At 38.1% G+C, this 26122-nt stretch carries 24 protein-coding genes and 2 riboswitches; of the genes, 9 read left to right on the top strand and 15 right to left on the bottom strand.

Features of this window, described 5'->3' with window-relative positions; all coding sequences use genetic code 11:
* Window positions 1-21: 21 nt before the first annotated feature.
* The 4 genes from BR30_RS0118435 to BR30_RS0118420 form a co-directional block, all read right to left on the bottom strand.
* Window positions 22-645, bottom strand: coding sequence for a methylthioribulose 1-phosphate dehydratase (locus tag BR30_RS0118435; protein ID WP_026566263.1), 624 nt, complete (start codon window positions 643-645; stop codon window positions 22-24).
* Window positions 639-1313, bottom strand: coding sequence for a 2-hydroxy-3-keto-5-methylthiopentenyl-1-phosphate phosphatase (locus tag BR30_RS0118430; RefSeq protein WP_026566262.1), 675 nt, complete (start codon window positions 1311-1313; stop codon window positions 639-641). The genes BR30_RS0118435 and BR30_RS0118430 overlap by 7 nt, the downstream gene beginning before the upstream one ends.
* The gene (mtnW, locus tag BR30_RS0118425) at window positions 1310-2521 is read right to left on the bottom strand and encodes a 2,3-diketo-5-methylthiopentyl-1-phosphate enolase (RefSeq protein WP_026566261.1); all 1212 of its coding nucleotides are present in this window, start codon (window positions 2519-2521) and stop codon (window positions 1310-1312) included. The genes BR30_RS0118430 and mtnW overlap by 4 nt, the downstream gene beginning before the upstream one ends.
* A 74-nt stretch (window positions 2522-2595) precedes the next feature.
* A riboswitch (SAM riboswitch) is annotated at window positions 2596-2706 on the bottom strand.
* 82 nt (window positions 2707-2788) lie between these two features.
* Window positions 2789-3964: a pyridoxal phosphate-dependent aminotransferase gene (locus tag BR30_RS0118420; RefSeq protein WP_026566260.1), complete on the bottom strand. Its 1176-nt coding sequence runs from the start codon at window positions 3962-3964 to the stop codon at window positions 2789-2791.
* A gap of 125 nt (window positions 3965-4089) precedes the next feature.
* Between BR30_RS0118420 and BR30_RS0118415 the strand changes: the two genes are divergently transcribed.
* Window positions 4090-4875 (top strand): carbon-nitrogen family hydrolase, encoded by a 786-nt coding sequence (locus tag BR30_RS0118415; RefSeq protein WP_026566259.1) that lies wholly within the window; start codon window positions 4090-4092, stop codon window positions 4873-4875.
* Window positions 4876-4940: 65 nt separating this feature from the next.
* Window positions 4941-5092: riboswitch (SAM riboswitch) on the top strand.
* 103 nt (window positions 5093-5195) lie between these two features.
* The gene (mtnK, locus tag BR30_RS0118410) at window positions 5196-6380 is read left to right on the top strand and encodes an S-methyl-5-thioribose kinase (protein ID WP_026566258.1); all 1185 of its coding nucleotides are present in this window, start codon (window positions 5196-5198) and stop codon (window positions 6378-6380) included.
* A 32-nt stretch (window positions 6381-6412) separates the two neighbouring features.
* On the opposite strand, the gene BR30_RS0118405 is transcribed toward mtnK, so the two are convergent.
* The 7 genes from BR30_RS0118405 to BR30_RS0118375 form a co-directional block, all read right to left on the bottom strand.
* Complete coding sequence (locus BR30_RS0118405) at window positions 6413-6997, bottom strand: DUF2087 domain-containing protein (RefSeq protein ID WP_026566257.1); 585 nt, start codon at window positions 6995-6997, stop codon at window positions 6413-6415.
* Window positions 6998-7125: 128 nt separating this feature from the next.
* The gene (locus tag BR30_RS0118400; RefSeq protein ID WP_026566256.1) at window positions 7126-9420 is read right to left on the bottom strand and encodes a thiamine pyrophosphate-dependent enzyme; all 2295 of its coding nucleotides are present in this window, start codon (window positions 9418-9420) and stop codon (window positions 7126-7128) included.
* Window positions 9420-10433, bottom strand: a complete 1014-nt coding sequence (locus BR30_RS0118395; protein ID WP_026566255.1) for a 2-oxoacid:acceptor oxidoreductase family protein — start codon at window positions 10431-10433, stop codon at window positions 9420-9422. The genes BR30_RS0118400 and BR30_RS0118395 overlap by 1 nt, the downstream gene beginning before the upstream one ends.
* Window positions 10434-10812: 379 nt before the next feature.
* Window positions 10813-11532: a LutC/YkgG family protein gene (locus BR30_RS0118390; RefSeq protein ID WP_026566254.1), complete on the bottom strand. Its 720-nt coding sequence runs from the start codon at window positions 11530-11532 to the stop codon at window positions 10813-10815.
* A gap of 2 nt (window positions 11533-11534) precedes the next feature.
* The gene (locus BR30_RS0118385) at window positions 11535-12959 is read right to left on the bottom strand and encodes a LutB/LldF family L-lactate oxidation iron-sulfur protein (RefSeq protein ID WP_026566253.1); all 1425 of its coding nucleotides are present in this window, start codon (window positions 12957-12959) and stop codon (window positions 11535-11537) included.
* Window positions 12960-13011: 52 nt separating this feature from the next.
* A complete protein-coding gene (locus BR30_RS0118380; protein ID WP_026566252.1) occupies window positions 13012-13728 on the bottom strand; it encodes a (Fe-S)-binding protein in 717 nt (238 codons plus the stop codon).
* A 222-nt stretch (window positions 13729-13950) separates the two neighbouring features.
* The gene (locus tag BR30_RS0118375) at window positions 13951-14679 is read right to left on the bottom strand and encodes a FadR/GntR family transcriptional regulator (RefSeq protein ID WP_026566251.1); all 729 of its coding nucleotides are present in this window, start codon (window positions 14677-14679) and stop codon (window positions 13951-13953) included.
* A 320-nt stretch (window positions 14680-14999) separates the two neighbouring features.
* On the opposite strand from BR30_RS0118375, the gene BR30_RS0118370 reads away from it, so the two are divergent.
* The gene (locus tag BR30_RS0118370; RefSeq protein WP_026566250.1) at window positions 15000-16691 is read left to right on the top strand and encodes an L-lactate permease; all 1692 of its coding nucleotides are present in this window, start codon (window positions 15000-15002) and stop codon (window positions 16689-16691) included.
* Window positions 16692-16812: 121 nt separating this feature from the next.
* Window positions 16813-18558 carry a B12-binding domain-containing radical SAM protein gene (locus BR30_RS0118365; RefSeq protein WP_026566249.1) on the top strand — a complete coding sequence of 582 codons (1746 nt, stop codon included), beginning with the start codon at window positions 16813-16815 and terminating at the stop codon, window positions 18556-18558.
* A gap of 18 nt (window positions 18559-18576) precedes the next feature.
* Here the strand turns inward: BR30_RS0118365 and BR30_RS36825 are convergent, their stop codons facing one another.
* Window positions 18577-18714 carry a hypothetical protein gene (locus BR30_RS36825; RefSeq protein ID WP_155928718.1) on the bottom strand — a complete coding sequence of 46 codons (138 nt, stop codon included), beginning with the start codon at window positions 18712-18714 and terminating at the stop codon, window positions 18577-18579.
* A complete protein-coding gene (locus BR30_RS37385) occupies window positions 18714-18875 on the bottom strand; it encodes a hypothetical protein (protein WP_197032357.1) in 162 nt (53 codons plus the stop codon). Before BR30_RS37385 ends, BR30_RS36825 begins: the two co-directional genes overlap by 1 nt.
* 140 nt (window positions 18876-19015) lie before the next feature.
* Here BR30_RS37385 and BR30_RS0118350 point away from each other — a divergent pair, with 140 nt between their 5' ends.
* The 5 genes from BR30_RS0118350 (at window position 19016) to BR30_RS0118330 (ending at window position 23854) form a co-directional block, all read left to right on the top strand.
* Window positions 19016-19369, top strand: a complete 354-nt coding sequence (locus BR30_RS0118350) for a DUF3905 domain-containing protein (protein ID WP_026566248.1) — start codon at window positions 19016-19018, stop codon at window positions 19367-19369.
* Window positions 19370-19481: 112 nt separating this feature from the next.
* Entirely contained in the window at window positions 19482-20597 is a 1116-nt protein-coding gene (locus BR30_RS0118345) for a CdaR family transcriptional regulator (protein ID WP_026566247.1), read from the top strand.
* Between the two features lie 122 nt (window positions 20598-20719).
* Window positions 20720-22183, top strand: a complete 1464-nt coding sequence (gene glcD, locus BR30_RS33940) for a glycolate oxidase subunit GlcD (protein WP_051633678.1) — start codon at window positions 20720-20722, stop codon at window positions 22181-22183.
* Complete coding sequence (locus tag BR30_RS0118335; protein WP_026566246.1) at window positions 22180-23505, top strand: (Fe-S)-binding protein; 1326 nt, start codon at window positions 22180-22182, stop codon at window positions 23503-23505. The genes glcD and BR30_RS0118335 overlap by 4 nt, the downstream gene beginning before the upstream one ends.
* A gap of 151 nt (window positions 23506-23656) precedes the next feature.
* A complete protein-coding gene (locus tag BR30_RS0118330) occupies window positions 23657-23854 on the top strand; it encodes an alpha/beta-type small acid-soluble spore protein (RefSeq protein ID WP_026566245.1) in 198 nt (65 codons plus the stop codon).
* Between the two features lie 40 nt (window positions 23855-23894).
* On the opposite strand, the gene BR30_RS0118325 is transcribed toward BR30_RS0118330, so the two are convergent.
* Together BR30_RS0118325 and sigI are read right to left on the bottom strand one after the other, a co-directional pair.
* Entirely contained in the window at window positions 23895-25193 is a 1299-nt protein-coding gene (locus tag BR30_RS0118325; RefSeq protein ID WP_026566244.1) for an anti-sigma factor domain-containing protein, read from the bottom strand.
* Window positions 25190-25939 (bottom strand): RNA polymerase sigma factor SigI, encoded by a 750-nt coding sequence (gene sigI / locus BR30_RS0118320; RefSeq protein WP_026566243.1) that lies wholly within the window; start codon window positions 25937-25939, stop codon window positions 25190-25192. Before sigI ends, BR30_RS0118325 begins: the two co-directional genes overlap by 4 nt.
* Between the last annotated feature and the right edge of the window lie 183 nt (window positions 25940-26122).

Below are 26122 nucleotides of genomic sequence, written 5' to 3'. Positions count from 1 at the left end.
TTTCCACTTTTGTAGGTTATACTACTTTAATAATTGATATGGTTTATGTTCTAATAAGCGTAACTGATATCGAAATAAAAACTCAGAAGCTTCAAGGATTTTTTTCGCTTCAAAAGCAGTTCTCCCCCATACCGTAATTCCATGGTTGCGTATTAACACTGCACCTGTATCTCCTGAAATATGTTCAGAAAATTTAGCCGCAAGTGTCGGGATATGTGCATAATTGCGAATGATCGGTATTTTTAATGTTGCATCCTCTTCCCACATGTCAAATGCTTTGATTAGTTCTTGTCCTTTAAAGGTGACCTCACCTTGATCACCATATATTTCTGATATAACATTATTGTCAATTGTATGAACATGAAGACTGCATCCAGCGTTCGTTTTACGATAGATTTCAACATGAAGAAGTGTCTCTGCTGAGGGTTTCAAATGTGTTTCTTCGACAGGGTGACCAAACTCATCAACAAGTAAAAAATCTTCATCCGTACGTTTCCGCTTATCCTTACCACTAGCTGTCACCAAAAATTGGTGTGGATGATCACTTACTTTTATCGCTAGATTACCGCTCGTACCCATAAACCAGTCCCGATTTGCAAGTTCATCTTTTACATCTGCTAATTCATTCCATCTTTCCTTTAACATTTTAGTTCCCCCACCTCAATTCTTTTTTTAATTTCCTCGATACATTCGAAGAACGTACTAAATCCTCGATGATTAATGCCCCATTCCTCACATTTCTCCTGCAGTAAATCTCTTGCTAATACAAAGTCAGCATGTTTCGCTGCCTCAAGATCTGTGACTGAATCTCCAATGACAATTTTGAAACTATCGTTTTCATGGTTTAGCTTTCGAATAATACTCGGCTTACAGCAGCCACAATTATTGTCACATAACGAATCGCATTCATTCGGCCAAAGAATTTTAATTCTCTCACCTGAAAAATCAGATTCATTACAATAAATACCATCAAATGGTCCAAACTTCTCTAATATTGGATTAACAAAAAAGTCAATCCCACCGCTTACAATATATAAAGGAATCTCTTCTTTATGCGCAAATTCTACAAATTCTTTAAATCCTGGGCGGATTTTTGCATGCTCAATTGCAAATGCAGTCAACTCTCCCTCCAATTGACTAGGTAATAAGGAGAATAATTTTCCTACTCCCTCATTAATGGAAATCTGGCGAGTGAGAATTTGATCTTTAATGTCTTCCCATCCCTGAGGAGCAAATTCTTCCATCATTCGGATGATGTTATCACTTTCCGTTACGGTTCCATCAAAGTCACAAAAGATTACAGGTTTTGTCATACTGTTACCTCTGCATTTCCCCATAGCTTTAGTGCTAGTTTTAGTTCAGGATAGTTTTCAGCCCCTTCAGCCAATAACTTGCCCTGGAGATTAGTTTCAATCGCTTGTCGGAATGCAAGACCGCCGCCACGGGCACCGTCTGGATGGCCATGTACTCCACCGCCTGCATTAATGAACGAGTCAATACCAAAATCACCTATTAACAATGGAACTAAGCCAGGGTGAATTCCAGCTGATGGCACTGGGAAGGACTTTTTAAAGCTGTCCTCACTTGTTAATTCATTAGCAATCGACAGTGCCTTGGGTTTTTCTAATGCAACTGTCCCGTACGGCGATGGGAACAATGACAAATCAGCACCGGCATATCGAAGCAGTTTACCAAGTAATAATGAATAGGAAACTCCATACACAGGAGATGATGCAATTGCACCACTGAAAGCAGGATGTGCCATTAGCGGCAATGCAATCTCATCATCCTCTCTTAATTCCTGAAGCACATCTAACCCATAGGAAAAAACATTGAATAATAAGAGATCTGCTCCCAGCTCAGCAGCCCTTTTTGCTTTTTCTTTCAGCTGCGAAGTTCTGCCTGTTAGGTTTACAGCATATAAAGTGCGGTGTCCTGTTTGGTCATATACTTCTTGCAGTGCTTTTTTCCCTTCGATAATTCTTTTTTCAAATGGTGTTAATTCATTTTCAAATAGGATTTCATCATCCTTCACCAAATCAACACCACCAAGGGCTTGTTGTTTTAACTGTTCGACTAAAAACGTGAGGTCTTTCCCGAGCACACCTTTAAAGATACTCATTAATAATGGTCGATTATTAACGTTTAATTTCTCCCTTAGTCCATCAATCCCAAATCTTGGACCAGGGAACTGCCTCTTTAATCCCTCATCAAATTGCAAATCAAGTAATTTGATTTTTCCATCCAATGAAAGTTTACCGAAAACGGTGGTTAATATAGCGGGAATATCATTAGAAAAATTTATTGTTGGATAGGCAATTTTAATCGTTGCTTGCTCCTCTGTTACTGTGGGATTCGCTTCGACTGAAACGACTCTTCCTTTATGTTTACGCAATTGGTTTTGTTCTAATTCAGGCAGATTCGTCCATGACCCAACTGTCAATCCAAGGGCAATTTCTTCTGCCTTATTGGATGGTTTCTTTTCGTTATTTAGTAGATATGTAGCAATAATTTCAGTCATTATAAAAACACTTCCTTTTATTCAAACATAAAAAACCTCTTCAACAAAGAAGAGGTTAGCCGCAAACTAACATCTTCTCATCTATCAGCCTTGTTGCTGCAAGAATTAGCACCGTGCTTAAAACTAGATTTAAGTCGGTTGCCGGGCTTCATTGGGCTTTTCCCTCCGCCTGCTCTTGATAAGAAAACGATTCGTATTTTATTAAGTTATTAATGTGTTTAACTTTAATTTGCATTATCGCAAGAAAAAAATAAAATGTCAATCGATTTAACTGAATATTTCTAAACGACTAATTCTTTCGACGGCTTCGGCTAATCGTTCTTCTGTTGAAAGTAATCCCACCCGAACATACCCCTCTCCAGATTCACCAAATCCAATTCCAGGTGCAACCATAATATGGGCCTGTTCAAGGAGAATATTGGCAAATTCCGTAGAGGAATAGCCTTCAGGAACTTTAAGCCACGCGAAAAAGGATCCCTTTGGTGCGTTGACATTCCAACCTAAGGAACGAAGCCCATCAATCAAAACATTCCTTCTTCGCTCATACAACTCGTTTAATTCCTTTACACAATCTTGAGATGCCGTTAATGCCTCTGCAGCAGCTTCTTGAACGGCTCCAAATAAACTGACATACAAATGGTCTTGTAAAAGTTCAATAGCGGAAATGACGCTCTCATTCCCAATCGCAAAACCAACACGCCAGCCTGCCATATTATAAGTTTTTGATAATGTATAAATTTCAATTCCAACTTCCTTTGCTCCTTGAGACTGCAGGAAACTCACTGGTTTCTTTCCATCAAACCCAATGGCACCATAAGCAAAATCATGGACTATACAAATATCATGTTCACTCGCCAGTTTGATTGTCTCTTCAAAAAATTCATGAGTAGCTACCGCACCAGTTGGATTATTAGGATAATTGAGGAACATTAATTTTGCTCTATCTAAAACATCCCCATTCAACTCACCATAATCCGGTAGAAAATTATTTTCCTCCCTTAGCGGCATCGTAACCATTTCGGCTTTTGCAAGTGCAACCCCTGACAAATAATCCGGGTAGCCTGGATCGGGTACGAGGACGGTATCGCCTGGATTTAATAAGCACTGGGGAATTTCGACAAGACCCGCTTTACCACCAAACAAGATGGCCACTTCTTTATTCGGATCAATGGTTACATCATATTCCCTTAAGTAAAAATCAGCCACAGCCTGTTTTAAATAACTGTGCCCCTGGAAGGGAGAATATTTGTGATTTAAAGGATTCACTGCGGCTTCCTGAAGTTTTGCTACGATATGTGCTGGTGTTGGCTGATCTGGGTTTCCTTGCCCTAAATTAATCACATCATACCCCTGTGAAATATATTCGCCGACTTTTTTAACAAGTGAAGCAAAAAACTGCTTAGGAAGACTGTTTAATAGTTCTGATGATGGAAATTGTTTCATGGTTCTCACCTGCTTTAATAATTTATTAAAAGTTATTCTATTGTTAAATTCTAGTCACAAATGATATAACTTTTATAACAGCTTGTAAAGATTAAATTCTGAAAGTTCAAACGAGGTGAAGATTCGTGAAATTAAAAATTTCATGTTTACAAATGGATATTGCTTTTGGTGATCCAAATAAAAACTATCAATCTGCTGAAAGACTCATTGAAAAGGCTGCAGCTGACCAGCCCGATATCATTGTTCTACCAGAGCTGTGGACAACGGGGTATGACTTAACTCGTCTTAATGAAATTTCTGATAATCATGCTGGTAAGACAATTGAATTCCTTCAAAAGGCAGCAAAAAGATACCAAGTGAATTTTGTTGGCGGATCTGTAGCTAACCGGGAAGAAAACGGTATAAAAAATACCTTGCTCATCGTCAATAAGGAGGGTGAACTTGTTCACCAGTACAGTAAACTTCACCTGTTTAAGCTAATGGATGAGCATGTTTATTTAGAAGCAGGATCGCAAAAAGGACTTTTTCAATTTGAAAATAATAAATTTGCAGGGACCATTTGTTATGACATTCGCTTTCCTGAGTGGATTCGTGCACATACATCAGAAGGGGCTGAAGCACTGTTTGTAGTAGCTGAATGGCCTGCGCCGCGCTTGTCTCATTGGAGAGCCCTATTAATAGCAAGAGCAATTGAAAATCAATGTTTCGTCATCGCCTGTAATCGTTCCGGTCATGACCCAAATAACCATTTCGCAGGACATTCGTTGGTTATCGATCCATGGGGTGAGGTGATCGCGGAAGCTGGTGAAAGCGAAGAAATTTTATCAGCTGAAATTGAGATGGACTTAGTCAAAGAGATTCGCAAACAAATCCCTATTTTCACAGATAGAAAACCAGAATACTATAATTAATTTTCAAAAAATATTGACAATATTATTTTATTGTTGATATGATTTTTACCAGTTAAATAAATATTCTCTTATCATGAGCTGGCTGAGGGATTTGGCCCTTTGAAGCCCAGCAACCGACCTTAAACCCATTGGATAATAGAGCGCTTTAGCGCTTAGTAATCCCCGTAAGGCACGGTGCTAATTCCAACAGAAGGATTATCTTTCTGAGAGATGAGAGGTGCGATAGACTAACTGTCTTCCCGAGCCTCTTTCAAATGAGAAAGAGGCTTTTTTGTGCCAGAGTGCACGATCAAGCCTCCAAAAAACAAGGAGGATCCATTATGAGTCTACTAAAACAGAAAACATATCAACCCTTAACAAACGAGAGTGCTGTTGAACTTGCACTTGAATTAAATATTTTTCCAGCGCATGCTAAACTCTCCTGCAAAGAGATTGGCGACGGAAATCTCAATCTTGTTTTTCATATTGTTGAAGATTTGAAAGGAAAAAGTATTATTATCAAACAAGCTCTCCCCTATGCAAAAGTAGTTGGTGAAAGTTGGCCATTAACACTGAAAAGAGCAAAGATTGAAGCAGATGCCTTAAAAATATTCGGGCAAATCTCTCCTGATTATGTTCCTAAAGTATTATTCACCGATGATGTACTTGCTGTAACTATTATGGAGGATCTTTCCCATCTTTTGATTGCTAGAACTGGCTTTATTAAGGGTGAAACCTATCCATTAATTGCTAAACATTTGGGGGAATATCTGGCTAAGACATTATTCTACACCTCGGATTACGGATTAGGCCCTGGAGTAAAAAAAGAACGTGTCCGCCAATTTATAAATCCAGAATTATGCAAAATCACCGAGGATTTGATTTTTACCGACCCTTTTATTGATGCAGATACAAACGAATTTGAAGATAGTCTCCGTCCCGCGGTCGAAGCTCTTTGGCATGACGATGAACTAAAGTTTCATGTAAATGTCTTGAAGAAATGCTTTTTAACAGAGGCTGAAGCCCTCCTGCATGGTGATTTACATACTGGAAGTGTGTTTGCTGGTAATTCTGAAACAAAGGTAATTGACCCTGAATTTGCTTTCTACGGACCTGCTGGCTTTGATATCGGTCAAGTATTTGCGAATTTACTCTTTCAAGTAATTGTGAATGATGAAAAACGTGACCTTTTCATCCATCACATTGAAACGGTATGGAATGTATTTGAAGAACAATATACACTTCTATGGAATACAGAAAATAAAGAGGCTGCAGTAAAAACTTCTTCATTCTTAAATTTCCATTTAACAAAGTATTTTGAGGATTCCCTTGGGTTTGCCGGTTGTGAATTAATCAGAAGAACCATTGGACTTGCTCATGTTGCAGATTTAGATGGGATTAAGGACGAGCAAACCAGAATCACTGCTAAACAAAAAACGATAGAGCTCGGAAAAATCCTTATTAAACAACGAAAAGAAATTAAGGACCTAACATCATTTATCGTAACTGTAAAAGAGCTAGTATAGCTAAGAAAAGCAATCCACTTCGGATTGCTTTTCTAGTCAATTTTTGCCCACATTTCTTCTGGATTTAGTTCATAAATACCATTTTCACGAAACATATAGTGATTTATGATAAATTCCCGGCGAATGGTTGCATAGTCGTCATGGAATTGTTTTATAAACTCATTTAATTGTTTTTCTTCGTACTTTTCACCCATTTTTAACCCGCGTATCAAGTGTTCAAATACGATTAATTTCTTTTTTCGTTGTGCTGGAATATTTTTTAGTTTCCCGGTTTTCGTAAAGAAATTTTCGATGATTTTTTGTCTCTCGAGACTGGACTCAACCATTTCATCCAACTCCTCTCCCTTTTTTTCTAACAGTTCTGTAAACACCTTTGCCTGCTGATTTATCAGTGATTCATTTAGGTAAAAGTAGATAGTGTTCTTGACTCTTCTGTCATAAACAACATGAATTTCCCGTAATTTCTTTAAATGATGTGTAATCGTTGGAGCAGACAAGCCAAGCTTTCCAGCAATCGCCTGACCATGGAGTGGACCTTTCGCCAATATGGCCACAATCCGAATTCTTGTAGGGTCTCCCATTGTTTTATAAAAAGATACGATTTTATCTAACTGGATCAATGTCCTACCTCGCTTTTTTAATTATTCAACAATCATCTAATTAGATATATATCAAATTAGATTAGCCATGTCAATAATTATAAAAAACACTCCCCAAAGGAAGTGTTTTTTATAGGCTCTTCTATTTACAACATTGGATTTTCATCTTTTGCTTTTAGACGCAGCCATCTTTTCTCAACTTCAGCTTCAAACTCTTCTAACATTGGCTTGTTCTCTTCTTTTAGAAGGTGTTTGGTTTTACCCATATACTTTAACCAATCCGAGAGTGGAATTCGTTTATTCTTTTCTTCTGGATTGTAAGTGATTGTTGTAACACCCTGTTCGACTTCATAAAGCGGGAAGAAACAAGAGTTTACCGCAGCCTCCACAATGGTTGTGCCAAAACGGTCATCGGATTTCCAGTTAAGCGGGCATGTAATGAGAATTTTCCCATAAACTGTTCCTACATTTTGTGCATACCATTGTGCTTTTGCACCCTTTTTCACTAAGTCCTGAGGGAATGCCTCGGAACCAGTAAATACATATGGAATATTCGTAGCAGCCATTATTTGTGCTGTATCTTTATGATGGAAAGCCTTACCGCGCTGTGTTTTTCCTACACCTGAAGTACTTGTCATATGACCTATTGGCGTGGAATAAGACATCTGTGAGCCGGTATTCATGTAGCCCTCATTATCATATTCAAGCATAATTAGCTTATGACCACGAAGAGCTGTACCGATAGCTGATCCCATACCGATATCCATTCCGCCATCGCCAGTAATCATCACAAATGTAGCATCATCGGATACCTGAATTTCACCGCGGCGTTTTAATTCCATGAACGCTTCAACAGTACCTGATAATGTTGCAGCACCGTTTTGGAATAAATTATGCATCATTGTTTGCTTATGGGATGTGCTTGGATAGGATGTAGTTGTTACATACGCACAGCCTGTTTGGAATAGAGTAACGATGTCACCCTCAATTCCTTTAAAGAACAACTCAAGACCAGCAAAAATTCCGCAGCCTGGACATGCACCATGACCTGATGCAATTCGTTTTGGTTTACCAGTTAAGGCCCGAAGTGGTGGAATTTTCACTTTTAATTTATTTGTTTCTTCATCCATTCTCACATCGATTAATCCGGTTTTAAAGACATCACCATGTTGTGGTAAAATGACTGGCTTAAGAATTTTCTCAGGATTGCCAGGGACATGTCCATAGTAATCAAATGGCTTTTCGGCATAGCCTTTTTCCAGTGTATCCAATGCCATATCGAAGAAAGCCTCTGCATCACTTGCATAGAAATCCTTACCGCCAAGTCCAAAAACGCGACTTAACACAATCGTCTTGTTGTCTTTGTCATCTTGAAGTGCAGATTTCACTTCATGTGTAAGGTTAGGACCATTGGCTCCATAGGAATCCGCGCGTTCCCCAATTAATAATGATTTTACATTCTTAAGAGCTTCGCGAATTTCTTTTGCTGGGAATGGACGAATAATATTCGGGCTGATCACACCAGCCTTTATTCCTTTTTCACGAAGTTGATCCACAACATCTTTAGCAGATTCTGCAGCAGAGTTTAATAGAAATAAAGCTACTTCTGCATCCTCCATTTTATATAAATCTAGTACAGGATATTCTCTTCCCGAAAGCTTAGCGTATTCTTCAGCTACTTCTTTAAATACCTCACCAGCATTATACATTGCTTCTGACTGTTGGAAGTGATTATTGAGGAAATCATCCCCGCTCATATGCGCACCAATCGTTACTGGTTTACTTAAATCCCTGATAAAGTTGTAATCTGTTGGGCACTCACCTACAAATTGCTGCACAACACTGCAATCCTTGAAGAATTCAACCCGGCGCTTTTGATGGGAAGTAAAGAATCCATCATAAGCAACAATAACAGGTAAACGGACTTTAGAATGTTCCGCAATTTTTAATGCCATAATATTCATATCATAAACAGCTTGCGGTGTTTTTGCTGTTAATATTACCCAGCCCGTATTTAAAGCGTAATATAAGTCTGAGTGATCACCGCGAATATCTAATGGACCACTGACAGCACGCGTAACAAGATTCATAACCATTGGAAAACGAGTACCTGATTGGACTGGCATTTGCTCAAGCATATACAAGAATCCATTTGCACTTGTTGCATTAATTACCCGTGCACCTGTTGCTGCTGCACCATAGCAAATCCCAGCGGAACCGTGCTCACCATCTGCAGGAATCAGCTTAATATCATGTTCTCCACGTGTTTTCATTTGATCTAAAAATTGAGCAACCTCAGTGGACGGTGTAATTGGGAAGTACCCCATAATATGATAATTGATTTGTGCTGCGGCCATTGCAGCCATCTCATTCCCTGATTCAAAAGTAGAAATTTGTTCTGCTATACTTTTTGCTGTTAATTTATCTTCTAAAATAGACATTATTGGACCCCTCCTGCAATATACGGAAAGTTTTGCTTAACGCGGTGGTCATCTGCATACCCAAGCAATTCACGAAGATCACCAAGTGCATCTGTTGGACAGGCTTCCACGCATTTTAGGCAGCCTTTGCAGTATTGATAATCAATACCTTTAAGGAACATTTGTTTTCTGCCTCGCTTATCTTCTCCTTCTTCCCAAACAAAACAAAAGTCCGGACAAACATTATCACATGCAGCACAGTTAATACATTTCTCTTGTTGGAATTCTGGAAGGAATCCTTGGCGTGAACCGCTTAAATCTTTAAAAATACTATTAGCTTGTGAAACCATGACCCCACCAATTTCCTGGGTCATGTATCCAAGTAATGGCAACGGGCGTGTAAAAGATTTACCTTCCGCCTCGGCTGGTACTTGGTATGTTTTAAATTGAACCTCATTATAACCTCGGTCAAATGTACGAATATTTGGTTCAACAAGATGAGGATATTTCTTTGTGAACGTTTTCCTAATTACATCTCTCATTGATTCTGGATCTAAAAAGTCACAAATGCGATATAGTGCACCTAGCATGGCTGTATTTACTTTCGTTTTTTCCTCAACGGCAATGGATAGAGCATCTATTATGGCAAGTGTTCCGTATTCTAATTGTAAATCTTTTTTTACTTCATCAAATTCCCTCGCTGTATTAACGAGAACGATTCCATCAGCATTTAATCCGCTAACAACATCTACCGTTCTATATAAGGCTTCATGGAAAACTCCAACAATATGTGGCTGTTCAATTGGACTATGGTCTCTAATTTCCACAGCTGGTTCACAGAAGCGGATAAAACTCTTTACTGGAGAGCCCTTTTTTTCTGACCCGTAGGATGAAAAATTGGATCCTTTCAAGCCCAGGCTTAAAACCCCTGCCTCCGCCAACATTTTTCCAGCTAGGTTAGCACCTAACCCGCCAATTGATTCAAGACGAATTTCAAAAAATCCCAGTTCATTTTTTTTCGGTAAAATAGACATAATGTCCCTCCCTAACTTGAAAAGCGAAAGCGCCTTGACCAGGGGCGACAGGCATAAGACGAGCCGGCGGGAAGGTTGATCTTTGACCTTCTCGACGGATTGGCTTATGACCCCGAGCCCCTAGGCGCTGTAGCTAGACATCTCGTATAATAAAATTTCTTTCCCTCAACTATTGTAAAACGAATATTTTTATTAATCTGTGATAAAAGTCAAACACAGAGAAAAAATTTTTATAACACATAAATTTATTATTAAATAAAAGCTAGTATATATGATTTTTAAGATAGTTTTTAATTATATAACAGCTTCAAAATTGTTGTATAACAGAATTGTATAAAAAAAGCCTGCACCCGATTATGGTACAGACCTCTAAAAATATTTATAAATCATTAATAACAATATACGATGCCTTTACTGGTCCATGCACTCCAACGACAAGATTCAATTCAATATCGGCAGAGTTACTCGGTCCAGTAATAAAATTGATGCATGAAGCAACATGACCAGTTTTCTTATGAATCTCCCGCATCTTTTGAGATGCTTGCGTAATCCGCGGTACTAGTGTACTTTTCGGTATAAGTGCGATATAAGTTACAGGTAGAAAACTAACAGTTCTTCCCTTATTCTCATCGCTAAACAATACGACCGTTCCGGATTCAGCTAGTGTTATTTCACTAATAGTAATCCCCACATTGGCCTTTTCAGCTTTTGCAATGTTTTGTTTCCCCTTGCTATGATTCCACTCGTAAACTTCTATATTCTGTGTTGGCCATTCCTTCTTTAAAAGGGCATCTAGTCCCCACATGGAAAAGCGTTCATCTTTCCAAGTTACAATCGGACCGCCGCCAAAGCCTGAAACTACTTCATTAAGGACTGAAGATAAATCTTTTCTATCAGTTACATAGAGGCTTGTATGAATTTTTTTACATTGCTCTTTAAGTACCTCTAACAATTCATCTTGTGTAGCATCCTTCAATACTTCATATTGGGGCTGGAATTTCCAGGTCGGCCTTTCAACCGGAGAGGAAATACGTGGCCGCCCCAGACGGCCCGCTATTTGGTTTAGAAATTTATCTCGATTGTGAATCGTCCCAACCATGATTATTTGCCTCCTTTTTCACGGTTTTTAAACCAATCTCTGAATCGCTCTTTATTTGGTGCCGGAAAATCACGAATATCTGTCCAAGCCTTCAATGGACCTGGTCCTTTAGTAATCTTCTCACCCACTGTAAAAGGGTTCATGGCAGCGGGTGCCATCTTAGATCCTATCTTATACATAATTGGAGAGGCTGCCCCTAATCCAAAAGCCTTCATTAATAGTTTTTCGGATATTGGTGCTTTTCCTTCTTTTTCGACAATGACTTCTCGGTGTTTATGTAGAAGGTTATGTAACGGTATTTTTACTGGACATACTTCTGTGCAAGCACCACATAGTGTTGAAGCGTATGGGAGCTCTTTAAATTCGTCGTATCCGCCTAATAATGGAGATAGGACTGCACCGATTGGGCCGGAATAAATAGACCCGTATGAGTGTCCGCCCACATGTCGATAAACGGGGCATACGTTAATACAGGCAGCACAGCGGATACACTGCAAAACAGACTGGAATTCCCCGCCAAGTATCTTGGATCTTCCATTATCAACAATGACAAGGTGAAATTCCTCTGGGCCATCGACATCCAATGCTTCTCGTGGTCCTGTTAACACAGTAATATAGCTGGTTAATTTCTGACCTACCGCACTTCTCGTTAGTAAGCTAACTAAAACTTCCATCTCTTCAAAGGTTGGAACCAGTCTTTCCATTCCCATAACTGTAATTTGTGTTTTAGGTAATGCTGTTACTAAATCAGCATTTCCTTCGTTCGTAACTAGGCTAAAAGATCCTGTTTCGGCTACAGCAAAGTTACAGCCAGTAATTCCGATATCCGCTGATAGGTATTCCTTGCGAAGCATCTCACGGGCATGCCAAGCTAATTCTTCTGGTTTTGATGTTTTTGTGTAACCTAACCTCTCCGTAAACACATCACGAATTTGCTCTTTATTTTTATGCAACGCAGGTACAACTATATGAGAAGGTGGATCATGATCATCAATTTGAAGAATGTATTCGCCAAGGTCTGTTTCAATAACCTCACAGCCTTCTTTCTCCAACATTGCATTTAAACTGATCTCCTCAGTTACCATCGATTTCGATTTAACAATTTTCTTGGCTTCCTTCTTTTTTACAATTCCTTGGATATATTCATTTGCTTCTTCCTTAGTTTGTGCAAAAAATACATGTCCGCCACGCTTGGCAACATTCTCACTTAATTGCTCTAAATAATAATCCAAGTTTTCCAGTACATGTTGTCGGATTTCTTCCCCATGCGAGCGCCATTCTTCCCAGTTTCCTAGTTCCTCAGCGGCGACTCTTCTTTTTACACCCATACCGTCCTGTGCTCCAGCAACGGCACCGCGCATGAAGTCATCATGAATTCCTTTATCAACACGTTCTTTAAATTGATCCGTGCTAATCTTCATTGCCATCATTAATTCCTCCATCCTTATTAAAATTTATTAAACTCGAATGCTAAAAACATCAACGGCTATTTAATACCTCAGCAATATGCATTACCTTGATTGGCTTACCAACTCTATCAATTCTTCCGCCGATATTCATCAAGCAGGCTACATCGGCGCCGATTAGATACTCAGCACCAGTTTCTTCCACATGACGGACTTTTTCATCCACCATCTGCTCTGAAATTTGGGCCATTTTTACTGCAAAAGTCCCCCCAAAACCACAACATTGTTCCTTCCCAGGCAATTCAGTAAACTTCAGCCCTTTTACATTACTTAATAGAATCATCGGAGCTTTCTTCACACCTAACAATCTTGTCATGTGACAGGAGGTATGATAGGTTACACTTCCTTCAAAACGGGCACCGACATCCTCAATTTTCAAGACATCAACAATAAATTGCGTAAGTTCAAATGACTTTTCAGCAAGTTTTTTTGCCTTTGGTTCCCAAACGGGGTCTCCCTTAAAAATATGCTGATATTCATGGAACATGGTTATGCAGGAACCTGATGGAGAGACTATGTATTCAGCATCGATAAATGTGTCTATCATCCGTTTCATAGCTTCTTTTGTTTCTTTCACATAACCACTATTATATGACGGCTGCCCGCAACAAACTTGCGATTCAGGAAAATCAATTTCACAACCGAGCCTCTCAAGGAGTTCGACGGTAGCCTTTCCTACATTACTTTGGAACATATCTACAATACAAGTTGCAAAAAGTGTAACCTTCATGATTGTCTTCCTCTCCTACATTTCAGATTTTCATATGTTTTACTGATGAACTGGTCATCTGACGACTGAATAAAAAAAAGAAATAGATTTTTATATCATTCATACTACAATAAAAGTAGTCCCTATTGAAAGTGCTTCCAGCAAAAAAAAGAAAATTTTAAAAAACATGCGTTCCAAATTAGTTTGGAGGGTGCATGTTTTTGGGAGTCAATGTACAGTAAGTTAACTTGTAAAATTCGCAGATTGAAAATATTTTTGTAATACAGCTTCAACGTTTTCTAGGTGCACAAGCATAAACTTCCTAGCTTTTTCTTCATCTTGCTCTTTTATAGCTTCAAATATATCCTTGTGTTCATCATAAAGACGTTCCACTGTGGTTTGTTTTGAAAAAAGCCAAACACGTCTTGTTTCTTTCATGGTTTCTTCCATTAATCCAGAAACATGATTCATCAAGCTAAGCAACAAAGGGTTTTGCGCGGCATCAGCAAGAGCAAGATGAAATTGAAGATCAGCTTTTTCGCCAAGTGTTTCATTCCCTTGAGCATTCCTCATTTCTTCAAGTGCTTCCTCCATCATTGCTAAATGTTGACTCGTTCTTTTTTTAGCAGCAGCTGCTGCCGTACCAATTTCAATAATCTTACGAACCTCTAATAATTGAGCAATGTCTTCTTGGTTCATTAAAATAGCTGTTGATAGTGGAAAGGTGATTTGCTCCGGTTCAAATTCCTTTACATAAGTACCTTCACCTTGCTTCATTTCAACGAGACCCATCGCTCTGAGCGATGTTAACGCTTCACGGATGGCAGAGCGGCCTACTTGAAAATTTTCTGCCAACTGTTGGACCGAATCAAGTTTTTCTCCAGGTTTAACCTGACCTGTCCGAATCATTTCATAAATGACCTCTGCTACTTCCTCATATATCTTTTTTGGTTTTATTTTTTTATAATTCACCGGCCCAGCCCCTAACAAGCATTCAATTCTCAGACGCATCTTTATTATACAGTTTTTACAAAAATCTGCATATGTAATCTACTTCATCAATGTAAACAATATTCTACTATTTGCTACATAATAATATTTAATAATGCAAATTTTTTAAAAAAAGATTGAATTTCTTCCATTTCGTCCCTATAATTCATTTTAGAAGCAGGAGACATCTAGTCATCTGATGACCTAGTCACCACTTGTAAGCGATTGCTTATTTAAAGGAGGGTAGACATTATTACTTGGAGAAAAATCAAAAAAAGCTAATTCGGGGGGATTAAGCTGTTATGACATTTACTCAAAATTTTACAGCAGTGGGAGATAATCTCGCATTATCTGCTGTTGTTGCACTAATTCCAATTCTTTACTTTTTCTGGGCTTTAGCAATTAAACGGATGAAGGGCTATCTTGCAGGGGTATCTACACTAGCTATAGCCTTATTGATTGCCATTTTTGCCTATAAAATGCCTGCAGGAATGGCATTTATGTCTGCCTCACAAGGTGCTGTATATGGTATGCTGCCCATTGGCTGGATTATCATTACATCAGTATTCCTCTATAAACTTACTGTAAAGACAGGACAATTTGATATTATTCGAACTTCTGTTGTTTCTATTACGGAGGACCGCCGTTTACAAGCATTATTGGTAGCGTTTTCCTTTGGAGCCTTTCTTGAAGGTGCCGCAGGTTTTGGTGCACCTGTTGCCATTTCCGCAGCGCTTTTAGTGGGTTTAGGATTTAATCCTTTATATGCTGCAGGGCTTTGTCTTATTGCTAATACTGCACCTGTTGCATTCGGAGCGATTGGTGCACCGATTATTGCCATGGAAGGACCCACTGGTATTGCAGCAACGGAGATTTCCAAAATGGTAGGCCGCCAATTGCCATTTCTATCAGCCTTTATCCCATTCTATCTAGTATTTATCATGGCAGGCTGGAAGAAAACAAAAGAAGTCATGCCAGCAATTCTTGTATCAGGAGTAGCATTTGCTGGGACTCAATATTTTACCTCTAACTTTATGGGACCAGAACTTCCCGATATCTTATCAGCTTTAGTTTCCTTATTTGCACTTGCAATCTTCTTAAAATTCTGGAAGCCAAAAACAATCTTCCGATTTGCCTCTGAGCAAGAACTTGCTGCTACATCAGCAAGAAAACTTAAAACACAAGATGTAATGCATACGGGTGGACAAATTTTCAAGGCCTGGTCCCCTTTCTTATTGTTAACAGCAATTATTACATTATGGGGTATGCCTACCGTTAAGCTTGCATTAACTGGTCATTATGAGGGTGCAAACGCCATCTTAAAAGCAGTTAATTCGATTGGGCATGCACTTACATATATTCCAAATGTGCCATTAATAAATAATAAAATCATTAACACCGCTGGGGCTCCTATCCCAGCAATTTATAAATTGGAACTTCTTGGAGCAGCAGGTACAGCGATCTTAATTGCGGCGATTTTAACAAAATTCATTGTCGGCATCTCCTGGAAAAATTGGGCTATTACCTTTGGCGAAACAATTAATGAATTAAAATATCCAGTCATTACAATCGCCGCAGTTGTTGGTTTTGCCTATGTTACGAATGCATCTGGAATGAGTACTACTCTTGGAATGACACTTGCCAAAACAGGTTCATTACTATTTCCGTTTTTCTCACCTTTCCTTGGCTGGCTTGGTGTGTTCATTACTGGTTCTGATACTTCTGCAAACTTATTATTCGGTAACCTGCAAAAAATCACAGCAACATCCATTGGTATGGATCCGGTATTAGCTCTGGCAGCTAACTCTTCAGGCGGAGTAACCGGAAAAATGATTTCACCACAATCAATAGCCGTTGCCTGCGCCGCTGTTGGTCTTGCAGGAAAGGAATCCGAATTGTTCCGCTTTACTGTCAAACACAGTTTCTTCCTAGTGATTATTATTGGAATTATGACCTTTGTTCAGAGTCATTTCCTCAGTTTTATGATTCCTTAATAATTTTATTAGTTAAGACCCATGCCAAACCGGCTTGGGTCTTTTGTATGGTTTGCTTCTTTTTTTGTCTAAACTAGGCTATAATAAAATATTGTTTTCATTTTTGCAAAGGAGTTTTTATATGAATGTTATTTGTTCAACCTTGAATGCTAAGTTTATTCATACGAACTTAGCGATTCGCTATTTAAAAGCATATGCATCACCAGATTTTAATATACAAATCAAAGAATATACCATCAAGGACCCCGTCCTAAATATTGTGACAGATCTTTATCAACAAAAACCGAATGTGATTGGATTTAGCTGCTATATCTGGAACATCGAAGAAACCATTAAAGTGGTGAATCTGTTAAAAAAAGTGGACCCTTCGCTAATTATTGTTCTAGGCGGACCTGAGGTTACTTATGACACACGTGAATGGATGGAAAAAGTACCTGAGGTGGACTTTATTGTTATGGGTGAAGGTGAACAAACCTTTAAACAATTGCTAACTGCAATCCAAAATAATCATAACTTTAAAAAAGTACCTGGAATTGCCTTACGTGAGAATCAGCAAATTGTCATTACTCCCCAAATGAATAAGTTGGACCTAAAGGAATTACCTTCACCCTATCGTTTCCCTGAAGATATCGCCAATTTAGGCAAACGGGTCACCTATATTGAGACTAGCCGTGGGTGTCCATTCAGCTGCCAATTCTGCTTGTCATCGATTGAGGTGGGTGTCCGCTACTTTGATCGTGAAAAAATTAAAGAAGAAATACGCTATTTAATGGCTAATGGGGCAAAAACAATAAAGTTTGTCGATCGTACCTTTAATATTAGCAGGAGTTATGCAATGGAAATGTTTCGTTTCTTAATAGATGAACATCTCCCTGGAACCGTCTTTCAGTTTGAAATTACAGCAGATATCATGCGTCCTGAAGTAATTGAATTTCTTAATCAAGAGGCACCCAAAGGTCTTTTCCGCTTTGAAATCGGTGTTCAATCCACCAATGACTTTACCAATGAACTCGTGATGCGAAAACAAAATTTTTCGAAACTGACACGAACAGTCTCAATGGTAAAGTCAGGTAGAAAAATCGACCAGCATCTTGATTTAATCGCTGGTTTACCTGAAGAAGATTACGCTTCTTTTCGAAAGACTTTCAATGATGTATTTGAGCTCCGTCCGGAAGAGCTGCAATTAGGTTTTCTAAAAATGCTCAGAGGAACGGGAGTAAGGCTTCGGGCAGATGACCACAAATATATATACATGGATCATTCTCCCTATGAAATCTTAAGCAACAATGTCCTCTCGTTCGACGATATCGTTAGAATTAAGCAGGTTGAGGATGTGTTGGAAAAGTACTGGAATGACCATCGGATGGATGCTACTGTGGAATATTTAATAACCAATGTATTTCCTTCACCGTTTGACTTCTTTCAAGAATTTGGTTCTTTCTGGGAAAGCCAAGGCTGGTCCAGAATTGGTCATCAACTAGAAGACCTATTTCGAAGACTGCTTGCCTTTTTAGAACACCGGGATGTTGCCGACCTTGATGTTATTGTCGGGCTGATGAAATATGATTACCTCTTGAAGCACAAATTCAAACCGAGGAAACCTTGGTGGGAAGCAAGCTTTAATAAGGAAAAAAGAACACAAATTTACAAGCAAATTTCCGAACACCCATCTATTTTAGGACATTCGTTTGTTGAACTTGGTCTCGATGAAAAAGAGCTATATAAACATACGATGCTTGAAGAACTCTCTTTTGATTTATTAGAGTTCCAAACAACTGGGGAAATTTCTAAACACCCCTCCTGTCTATTAGCTTATTTTGACCCTATGAACAGTCGAACACTTATCTTTTCATATTTAGAAAAATAACAAGCCGGCGTTGCCGGCTTATTTCTTTTTATTATTTTTCTTCTCTTGTTGTGTCACCTGCAAAATATCATATAATTTTGTGCCGTTAACATCTCCAAATTCGATGCTGAATTCTTCAGTAGGAATACGTGGTGGGGTTTTACGGCGGCTTTTCATTAACCTCTTCCCTTTTTCCCTAATTTTGAATTTCGATTTTGAAATCTAATCGCATTGTTATTATCAGTAAATTCTGCTGAAAATTCACTTTCCTGAACATTTTTATGAGGTGTTTTTGTATATTTTTCCACTGCATCAAATTCTGCTTTACGTTTTGCCATCAAATAATCCTCCCTGAAATTAGTGTAACCTTACTACCATAGTTTTGAACAAACTAAAGGTAATCATTCCTTTCCTTTTTTTTCATAAATAAATTTGCCCTACTCGCAGAAAATAAAGAAAAAACAGGAGTGATTTGAAAATGAAAAAAGCGAAAAATGCACATTCCGCCGAACCAGTGAGCTTGAATGAAACGATGCCTCATCAAATCAGTGCCCCTAGCTTTGAGGGTACTGGAATAAAAATGGAACCTCCCTTTGTTAATAAACATGGTGTTACAATTGGTGACAGTATTTATGCCTCTCCTAATTCTCCTTTAGAAAACTGGACAAAGGATACCGATCCTTCGATTATGGCGGGAGATGAATGGGTTCATCCGACTAATGATATTGGCTGGAACACAAGTGAAAACCGTGAGTTATTGGAAAGTAAAAAGAAACCGCAAGCATATCCTTTTATGCACCCTTCAAAAGATGTAAGTCAAGGAAGCGATTAAGTTCATAATTTCTACCAAACTCTGGGTGATACATCCAGAGTATTTTTTTTACCAAACAACCTGCAGACAAACACTGCTATAATATAAGCAGTTGTTCCTGGAGGTGTCACCCTTGATATTACCTGAATTAGCTGAAAAAATTGTCAAAGAAGTCCATAAGTTAATTGGTGAAGATATTATTGTTGTAAACACGGAAGGCTATATCATTGCAAGTACAGACCTCGGTAGAGTAGGGTCTTTCCATGAAGGAGCATTGATCGCATTACAACAAAAACGAAGGATGATTATTACACATGAAGACCAATTAAAGTTATCTGGTGTAAAGGCTGGGATTAATTTACCGATCTTCTTTCAACATGATGTGATAGGAGTAATTGGAATTACTGGCGAACCAAATAAAGTTACCCCCTTTGGTGAAGTAATCCGAAAAATGACTGAACTCCTTATTAGTGAAAATTATTATGCTGAACAGTTTGAATGGCATACCCGAGCAGTAGAATCATTCATAATGGATTGGGTCCAAGACAAAGAGTGGAATAACTCTTTCTTAGACAGAGCTAAGCTTCTATCAATTGACATAGCAGTCAAAAGAATGGTTGTAATTATTGAATTTATCGGGGTAAACGCACCACTATCCAGAGATAGTTGGACAACAATTTTTAATAGGTTTCAGCAAAATACAAAAGAAGTTGTTGCCAGGTCCGGCAACGATAGGATGGTATTACTCATAAATTGCTCTAATCAGCCGACACGGGAAAGTATTGATAGACGTTTAAAGCAATTTTTTCAATTCTTGACAAACAATTTTGGGATTCAAGCGATTGCTGGTGTTGGTCAGGCAGCGGATTCCCAGGAAATCAGTAATTCCTATCGACAAGCCGAAAGATCCTTGAAAATAGCAAAGATAAATGCCTCAATTATCTTCGATGAAGATTTGACACTTGAAATGATTTCTGAAGAAATAAATCCCAAAACCAAAGCTGATTTTATTTTAAGAACCATTGGACCCCTTTTAAAAGAAACAGAACTGTTAGAAACCATAAAAGAATTATTTAAGCAAAATCATTCGCTAAAGAATACGTCTAATACATTACATATACATATCAATACCCTCCACTACCGTTTAAAAAAAGTTGAGGAATTAACACAATTAACCCCTAATAATATTCATGATTTAGTTACGCTCTATCTAGGAATTCTCTTTTTGGATGAACAAACAAAAATTTAAAAATATTATTGAGATTTTTTAGATGTTTATCCATAGCAGGCAGTCGCCTGTTTTTTTTATACTTAATTTAGGACATAAAATCTTTTAACTTGTAAGCGTATTCAGTGAATGGGGGAAACCGAATGCTTTCCAAAGTAGTAAAAGACAAATTAATCAGCATTGTTTCAATGGAAAATTTTGATGATGCCAAAACCGAAAGACTTGTTTATTCCTATGATTCAACACCAAATTTGCAGGCAATGCCAGATGCGGTTGTCAGCCCAAGGAATACAAAGGAAGTCTCTGAAGTTGTTAAGGTATGTAATGAATATAAAGTTCCAATCGTACCACGAGGTTCTGGGACAAATCTTTGTGGAGGTACATGCCCGACTGAAGGTGGCGTAGTTGTTCTTTTCAAGCACATGAACAAAATTGTTGATTTAGATGAAGAAAATTTAACGATTACTGTCCAACCTGGGGTCATTTGTCTCGATGTAGCTAATGCTGCTTCAGCAAAAGGACTTTTTTATCCACCTGATCCAGGTTCAATGAAAATTGCCACGATTGGTGGAGCTATTAATGAAAACTCTGGTGGATTACGTGGACTTAAATATGGGGTCACCAGGGATTATGTGATTGGTCTTGAAGTTGTCATGCCAAACGGGGATATCGTCAAAACAGGTGGAAAACTAGCAAAGGATGTCGCGGGTTATGACCTAACTCGTTTAATGGTGGGCTCGGAGGGAACTCTTGGAATCATCACTGAAGCGATTTTAAAGCTTATCCCTATGCCTGAAACCAAGAAAACGATGCTAGCCTTGTATCAAGATTTAGAAGCTGCGGCCAAATCCGTTTCTAAAATTATCGCAAATAAAATTATTCCTATCACACTTGAGTTCTTAGACCAACCTACGATTAGGGTAGTCGAAGACTATTCTCAAATTGGTTTACCTACTGACGTTCAAGCAGTTCTATTAATCGAACAAGATGGTTCACCTGAAGTCGTTGAACGTGATATTGAAAAAATCATCAAGGTTTGTGAGCAGGAAGGTGCCGTCTCTGTGCAAGTAGCATCTTCAGAAGAAGAAGCGTTAGCCTTAGCTGCTGCAAGGCGCACAGCTCTTTCTGCACTTGCACGACTCAAGCCAACTACTGTACTTGAAGATGCTACTGTCCCTAGGTCAGAACTAGCGAAAATGGTGAACGCGATCAATTACATTGCTGACAAATACAATCTGCAAATTTGTACTTTTGGCCATGCAGGTGATGGAAATCTCCATCCTACATGCCCCACGGATGCCAGAAATCACGAAGAAATGGAACGTGTAGAGATGGCATTTGCCGAAATCTTTGAAAAAGCAGTTGAACTTGGCGGAACCATTACAGGTGAGCATGGAGTCGGTGTTATGAAAGCACCATATCTAGAATGGAAACTCGGTAAGGAAGGTATCGCTGTTATGAAAGCAATCAAACTTGCATTGGATCCAAATAATATTATGAATCCTGGAAAGGTTTTTGCTAAAAGTTATAGAAAGCGCGTAGTAGTTTCCGGCCAAGGAACAGTGTTAGCCACAGAAGACAATAACCGCGTGGTGGTTTCAAAATGACAACTGTGAAAGAAAAAGAAATCATCCAAGAACAGTTTAAAGTGAGAATGAATGAAGATGAATTATTAAATTGCATGCGCTGCGGCTTTTGTTTACCTGCGTGCCCCACATATATTGAGTCAGGCTATAAAGAATCACATTCACCGCGAGGCAGAATCGCCTTAATGAAGGCTGTTACAGATGGTTTAATTGAACCAGATGAAGATTTTGAGCGTTCACTTAACCTATGTCTCGGCTGCGTGGCATGTGAAACTGTTTGCCCATCTGGAGTAAAGTATGGCCATTTGCTCGAAGAAGCACGTGATATTGTCAGTCAGAATAAGAAGTACTCATTATCGACTAGTATCGTTAGAAAAACTGTTTTCGAAGGATTATTCCCACATCCAAAGCGAATGAAAAATGTGACAGGGCTAATTGGGTTTTACCAACGATCTGGTTTACAAACTATGGCAAGAAAAATTGGATTTTTAGGTATTTTGCCTGAGCATCTAACCCTAATGGAAAAAGTACTACCTCCAGTATCAACGATGAAAGAACTGAAAAATAGACCGGTTCATGCAGAACCAATTGGAAAACAAACACACCGAGTTGCCTTCTTTAGCGGCTGTTTGATGGACTCCATGTTTATGAAAACAAATGATGCTACCATCAAATTACTACAGCTAGCTGGCTGTGAAATTGTTATTCCTGAGGAGCAAACATGTTGTGGTGCCCTGCACGGTCATTATGGTGAAAAGGGTGGCTCAAAAGATCTTGCCAAGAGAAATATCAAAGCCTTTGAGGATTTAAATGTTGATTTTATCATTACGAATGCCGGCGGTTGTGGCGCATTCTTACTTGGTTATAATCACTTATTAAAGGAAGACCCAGTGTGGAGTGAACGAGCAAAGAAATTTACAGAAAAAATTCAAGATGTGTCAGAAATTTTAGTTTCAGTTAAGTTCCATGAAAGAGTAAAATTAGAACTTCCATCTCAGATAATTACTTATCAGGATTCTTGTCATTTAAGGAATGTGATGAAAACTGCATCTGCACCTAGGCTCCTTCTGCAATCAATTAAAGGTACAGAATATGTTGAAATGAAAGATGCAGACCGTTGCTGTGGTTCGGCAGGCATATATAATATTATCGAATCAGAAATGTCGATGAAAATGCTTGATTACAAAATGGTCCAAGCAAAAAATGCCCATGCTACCACAATTGTAACTGCTAACCCAGGCTGCCTATTACAAGTAAAGGTTGGGATTGAAAAGGAAGGACTCTCTGAGAAAATGAGAGGTGTTCACATCGTTGACCTCTTATTAGAGGCAGTGAAGGCATAGTCGGAAAGAGCCGTTTGGCTCTTTTTTTGTTTTTCATAAATTTATATCCAATAACGAAAAACATTTCCACTTATAAAACAACAAAATAAATTAATAATACCTATACAGAGGTAAAATTATCTCTGTATTGAAAATAAAGGAGCTGATTTATATGGCTAATAGCAGTAACAAGTTGTTAGTACCTGGGATTGAACAATATTTAGATCAAGTTAAATACGAAATTGCCCAAGAATTTGGAGTCAATTTAGGGTCAGATACAGTTTCAAGAGCAAATGGATCTGTAGGCGGGGAAATTACAAAACGCCTTGTCCAACAAGCACAAGCACAATTATCAGGACAACAACAATAACTTCATAGATATGGAAAAAGTCCGGAATGATTTCCGGACTTTATTTATCCTTCTGATTACTCTTATGTTTTCCAGAAGATTTTTTACTTTTTTTGTCATCATGTTTCACTATTTCTTTTTCTTTATTTTTCCACTGGTTTTCATTGTTATTATTGCCGGGATTACTATAACTGTCTTTCTCTTTAGACTTTTCTTGGTTCGATGATTTTTTGTTCTCTGCCTTTTTTTCATTGCCGGGATCTCTATGACTGTCTTTCCCTTTAGACTTTTCTTGGTTCGATGATTTTTTGTTCTCTGTCTTTTTTTCTTTGCCGGGATCTCTATGACTGTCTTTCCCTTTAGACTTTTCTTGGTTCGATGATTTTTTGTTCTCTTCCTTATTTTCTTTTTGATTATTATTCTGTTTTTTAGAGCGCTCTTGTTTTTGCTTTATTTGCTTTTCATCTATCTTTTTCAATTGTCCGGGTGGAGTAAATTTTCCATTTATCCATTTCTTTTCTGATTGCCTTTTATTTTCTGCAAATACCTTATTTTGAAGGGCCTTAGTTTCTGTTCGTTTTTTTATTGCTCCTGAAGGAGTAGAGTCATCAGGTTTCAATTGTTTAGCTTTACTAGCAGTTTGTTCCTTTTTATATTTTGTTTTCACATCACTAGTTTCTTTAGAGGCAGTTTTGGTTTCGGTATAGTAGTTTTTACCAGTAGTAATACCACGTTTATGAGCCTCTACTAATTCCTCTTTTGAGGCGTTAACAACTGTTGGTTCAGCATTTTGCTTTTCAATTGATGCTCTAATCTCCTCAATGTTCGCTTTAAGTTCCTTTTCCACATTTTCTTCCGGACTTTTGGTTCGAGCTGTGGATATGATAACGTGATCATTTGTACTCAAATAACCTTCTTTATTCATTTCAGCTAAAATCGTTTGTGTTAAATCAGAAACATTTTTCTTTTTCCAGTTAGTCAGATGCGAGACAATCTTTTTACCGTCCTTGTTAAATCCTGTAATCTCAACAACCTGCATCTTCTTATTCACACCAAGTTCGATACTTGGATTAACATCAATGGACATATAGGCATATGCTTTATTACTTTGATACATAGGGAAAAATGAGCCTAGCAAAATAACGAACACAGCCACTAGCACCAAAACCGGTTTAAATTTAAAAATGCTATTAAACCAACTAAAAGGATTTGAACTTTTAACACGATCTATTGGAAAAAAGTGAATTTCTTCCCCAATTGCATAGGGCTGATTTTGCCTTCTGGTATGCAAAAACTCACCTTCAGGGGTCATAAGCGTTAGGAATTCTTCATCTATTTCCATTATAATTCCCTTTTTCATGTGTCTAGCACCCCCTTTATATAATCTTTCATATAAACATAATCACTAGATAAAATAAGTGCAATGGCAATTATATATTTCCTATTTCGTTCAATCGTCTTTCTGCTGACATCTACCATTTTCTCTAATTGTTTAATGGGAAGACGTTTATTAGTAAATAACATTTCTTTTAATTCTACGTTTTCTACTAACAATTTTGCAGCTATAATTGCGTTTTTGCGCGCATCGACATGCTTAGGTGAATTCTCAACTAAGTCAGAAAAACTTAAATCAAAAGTAGTTAATAATTTCTGAAAGTGAACAATCTCATCCTTTCTTAATTGTTCATCATTCTTTTTTTGGTAATCATCTAATGAGAGTTCGTTAACAATAATTGTTCCAGCTGTTTCTTCTTCGTTAGTATCATTGGTTAAGTCAAAACTTAAATGTTGATTTTTGGATTGCTTACGAATATAATCAATTACTCTTCTTTTGATAATGACTTCGGAAAAACTCAATAAGGAGTTCCCACGCTCTGTTGAATATTTCTCTATCGCTTCATTGAATGCGATGAGACCAATACTAAATTCATCATCGGTTTCATAGATATATCGTTTGCATACAGAAGATACTGTTTTAGCTATAAATGGTTTGTAGGAATTAATAATTTCGTCAAGTAAGTCATGGTCACCTTGTTGAATCAGAAGAACCGTTTCTTCCAAGGTGTTCTTCTTTTTCTTTTTGGCCATAAACAATAAACCTAGCATATGCTCACCTCTATTCGACCAATTATAACATACGAGTGTTATCTTGGACTTTTTTGGGGTTAAGCATTTTTAAAAAATAGCCCCAACAATGGCTATCTTTTCCTGTTTATTGTTATAGCGCTTATATATTTTTCTTTTTCCTCGATTTATATTTTTTATTTCCCATACCACTTCCTTTTATCT

This window comes from Bacillus sp. UNC41MFS5, assembly GCF_000686805.1.
The sequence above is the reverse complement of the archived record's forward strand: the minus strand, read 5'-3'. Positions and strand labels throughout refer to the sequence as shown.

What these genes read in the sequence shown, in the direction of transcription:
- BR30_RS0118420 (WP_026566260.1), bottom strand. Translation starts at nt 3,964, where the DNA reads ATGAAACAATTTCCATCATCAGAACTATTAAACAGTCTTCCTAAGCAG.
- BR30_RS0118325 (WP_026566244.1), bottom strand. Translation starts at nt 25,193, where the DNA reads ATGAAAAAGGGAATTATAATGGAAATAGATGAAGAATTCCTAACGCTT.
- BR30_RS0118395 (WP_026566255.1), bottom strand. Translation starts at nt 10,433, where the DNA reads ATGTCTATTTTACCGAAAAAAAATGAACTGGGATTTTTTGAAATTCGT.
- BR30_RS0118385 (WP_026566253.1), bottom strand. Translation starts at nt 12,959, where the DNA reads ATGGCAATGAAGATTAGCACGGATCAATTTAAAGAACGTGTTGATAAA.
- BR30_RS0118430 (WP_026566262.1), bottom strand. Translation starts at nt 1,313, where the DNA reads ATGACAAAACCTGTAATCTTTTGTGACTTTGATGGAACCGTAACGGAA.
- BR30_RS0118365 (WP_026566249.1), top strand. Translation starts at nt 16,813, where the DNA reads ATGAATGTTATTTGTTCAACCTTGAATGCTAAGTTTATTCATACGAAC.
- BR30_RS0118435 (WP_026566263.1), bottom strand. Translation starts at nt 645, where the DNA reads ATGTTAAAGGAAAGATGGAATGAATTAGCAGATGTAAAAGATGAACTT.
- BR30_RS0118400 (WP_026566256.1), bottom strand. Translation starts at nt 9,420, where the DNA reads ATGTCTATTTTAGAAGATAAATTAACAGCAAAAAGTATAGCAGAACAA.
- BR30_RS0118350 (WP_026566248.1), top strand. Translation starts at nt 19,016, where the DNA reads ATGAAAAAAGCGAAAAATGCACATTCCGCCGAACCAGTGAGCTTGAAT.
- BR30_RS0118335 (WP_026566246.1), top strand. Translation starts at nt 22,180, where the DNA reads ATGACAACTGTGAAAGAAAAAGAAATCATCCAAGAACAGTTTAAAGTG.
- mtnW (WP_026566261.1), bottom strand. Translation starts at nt 2,521, where the DNA reads ATGACTGAAATTATTGCTACATATCTACTAAATAACGAAAAGAAACCA.
- sigI (WP_026566243.1), bottom strand. Translation starts at nt 25,939, where the DNA reads ATGCTAGGTTTATTGTTTATGGCCAAAAAGAAAAAGAAGAACACCTTG.
- BR30_RS37385 (WP_197032357.1), bottom strand. Translation starts at nt 18,875, where the DNA reads ATGGCAAAACGTAAAGCAGAATTTGATGCAGTGGAAAAATATACAAAA.
- BR30_RS0118370 (WP_026566250.1), top strand. Translation starts at nt 15,000, where the DNA reads ATGACATTTACTCAAAATTTTACAGCAGTGGGAGATAATCTCGCATTA.
- glcD (WP_051633678.1), top strand. Translation starts at nt 20,720, where the DNA reads ATGCTTTCCAAAGTAGTAAAAGACAAATTAATCAGCATTGTTTCAATG.
- BR30_RS0118390 (WP_026566254.1), bottom strand. Translation starts at nt 11,532, where the DNA reads ATGGTTGGGACGATTCACAATCGAGATAAATTTCTAAACCAAATAGCG.
- BR30_RS0118330 (WP_026566245.1), top strand. Translation starts at nt 23,657, where the DNA reads ATGGCTAATAGCAGTAACAAGTTGTTAGTACCTGGGATTGAACAATAT.
- BR30_RS36825 (WP_155928718.1), bottom strand. Translation starts at nt 18,714, where the DNA reads ATGAAAAGCCGCCGTAAAACCCCACCACGTATTCCTACTGAAGAATTC.
- mtnK (WP_026566258.1), top strand. Translation starts at nt 5,196, where the DNA reads ATGAGTCTACTAAAACAGAAAACATATCAACCCTTAACAAACGAGAGT.
- BR30_RS0118380 (WP_026566252.1), bottom strand. Translation starts at nt 13,728, where the DNA reads ATGAAGGTTACACTTTTTGCAACTTGTATTGTAGATATGTTCCAAAGT.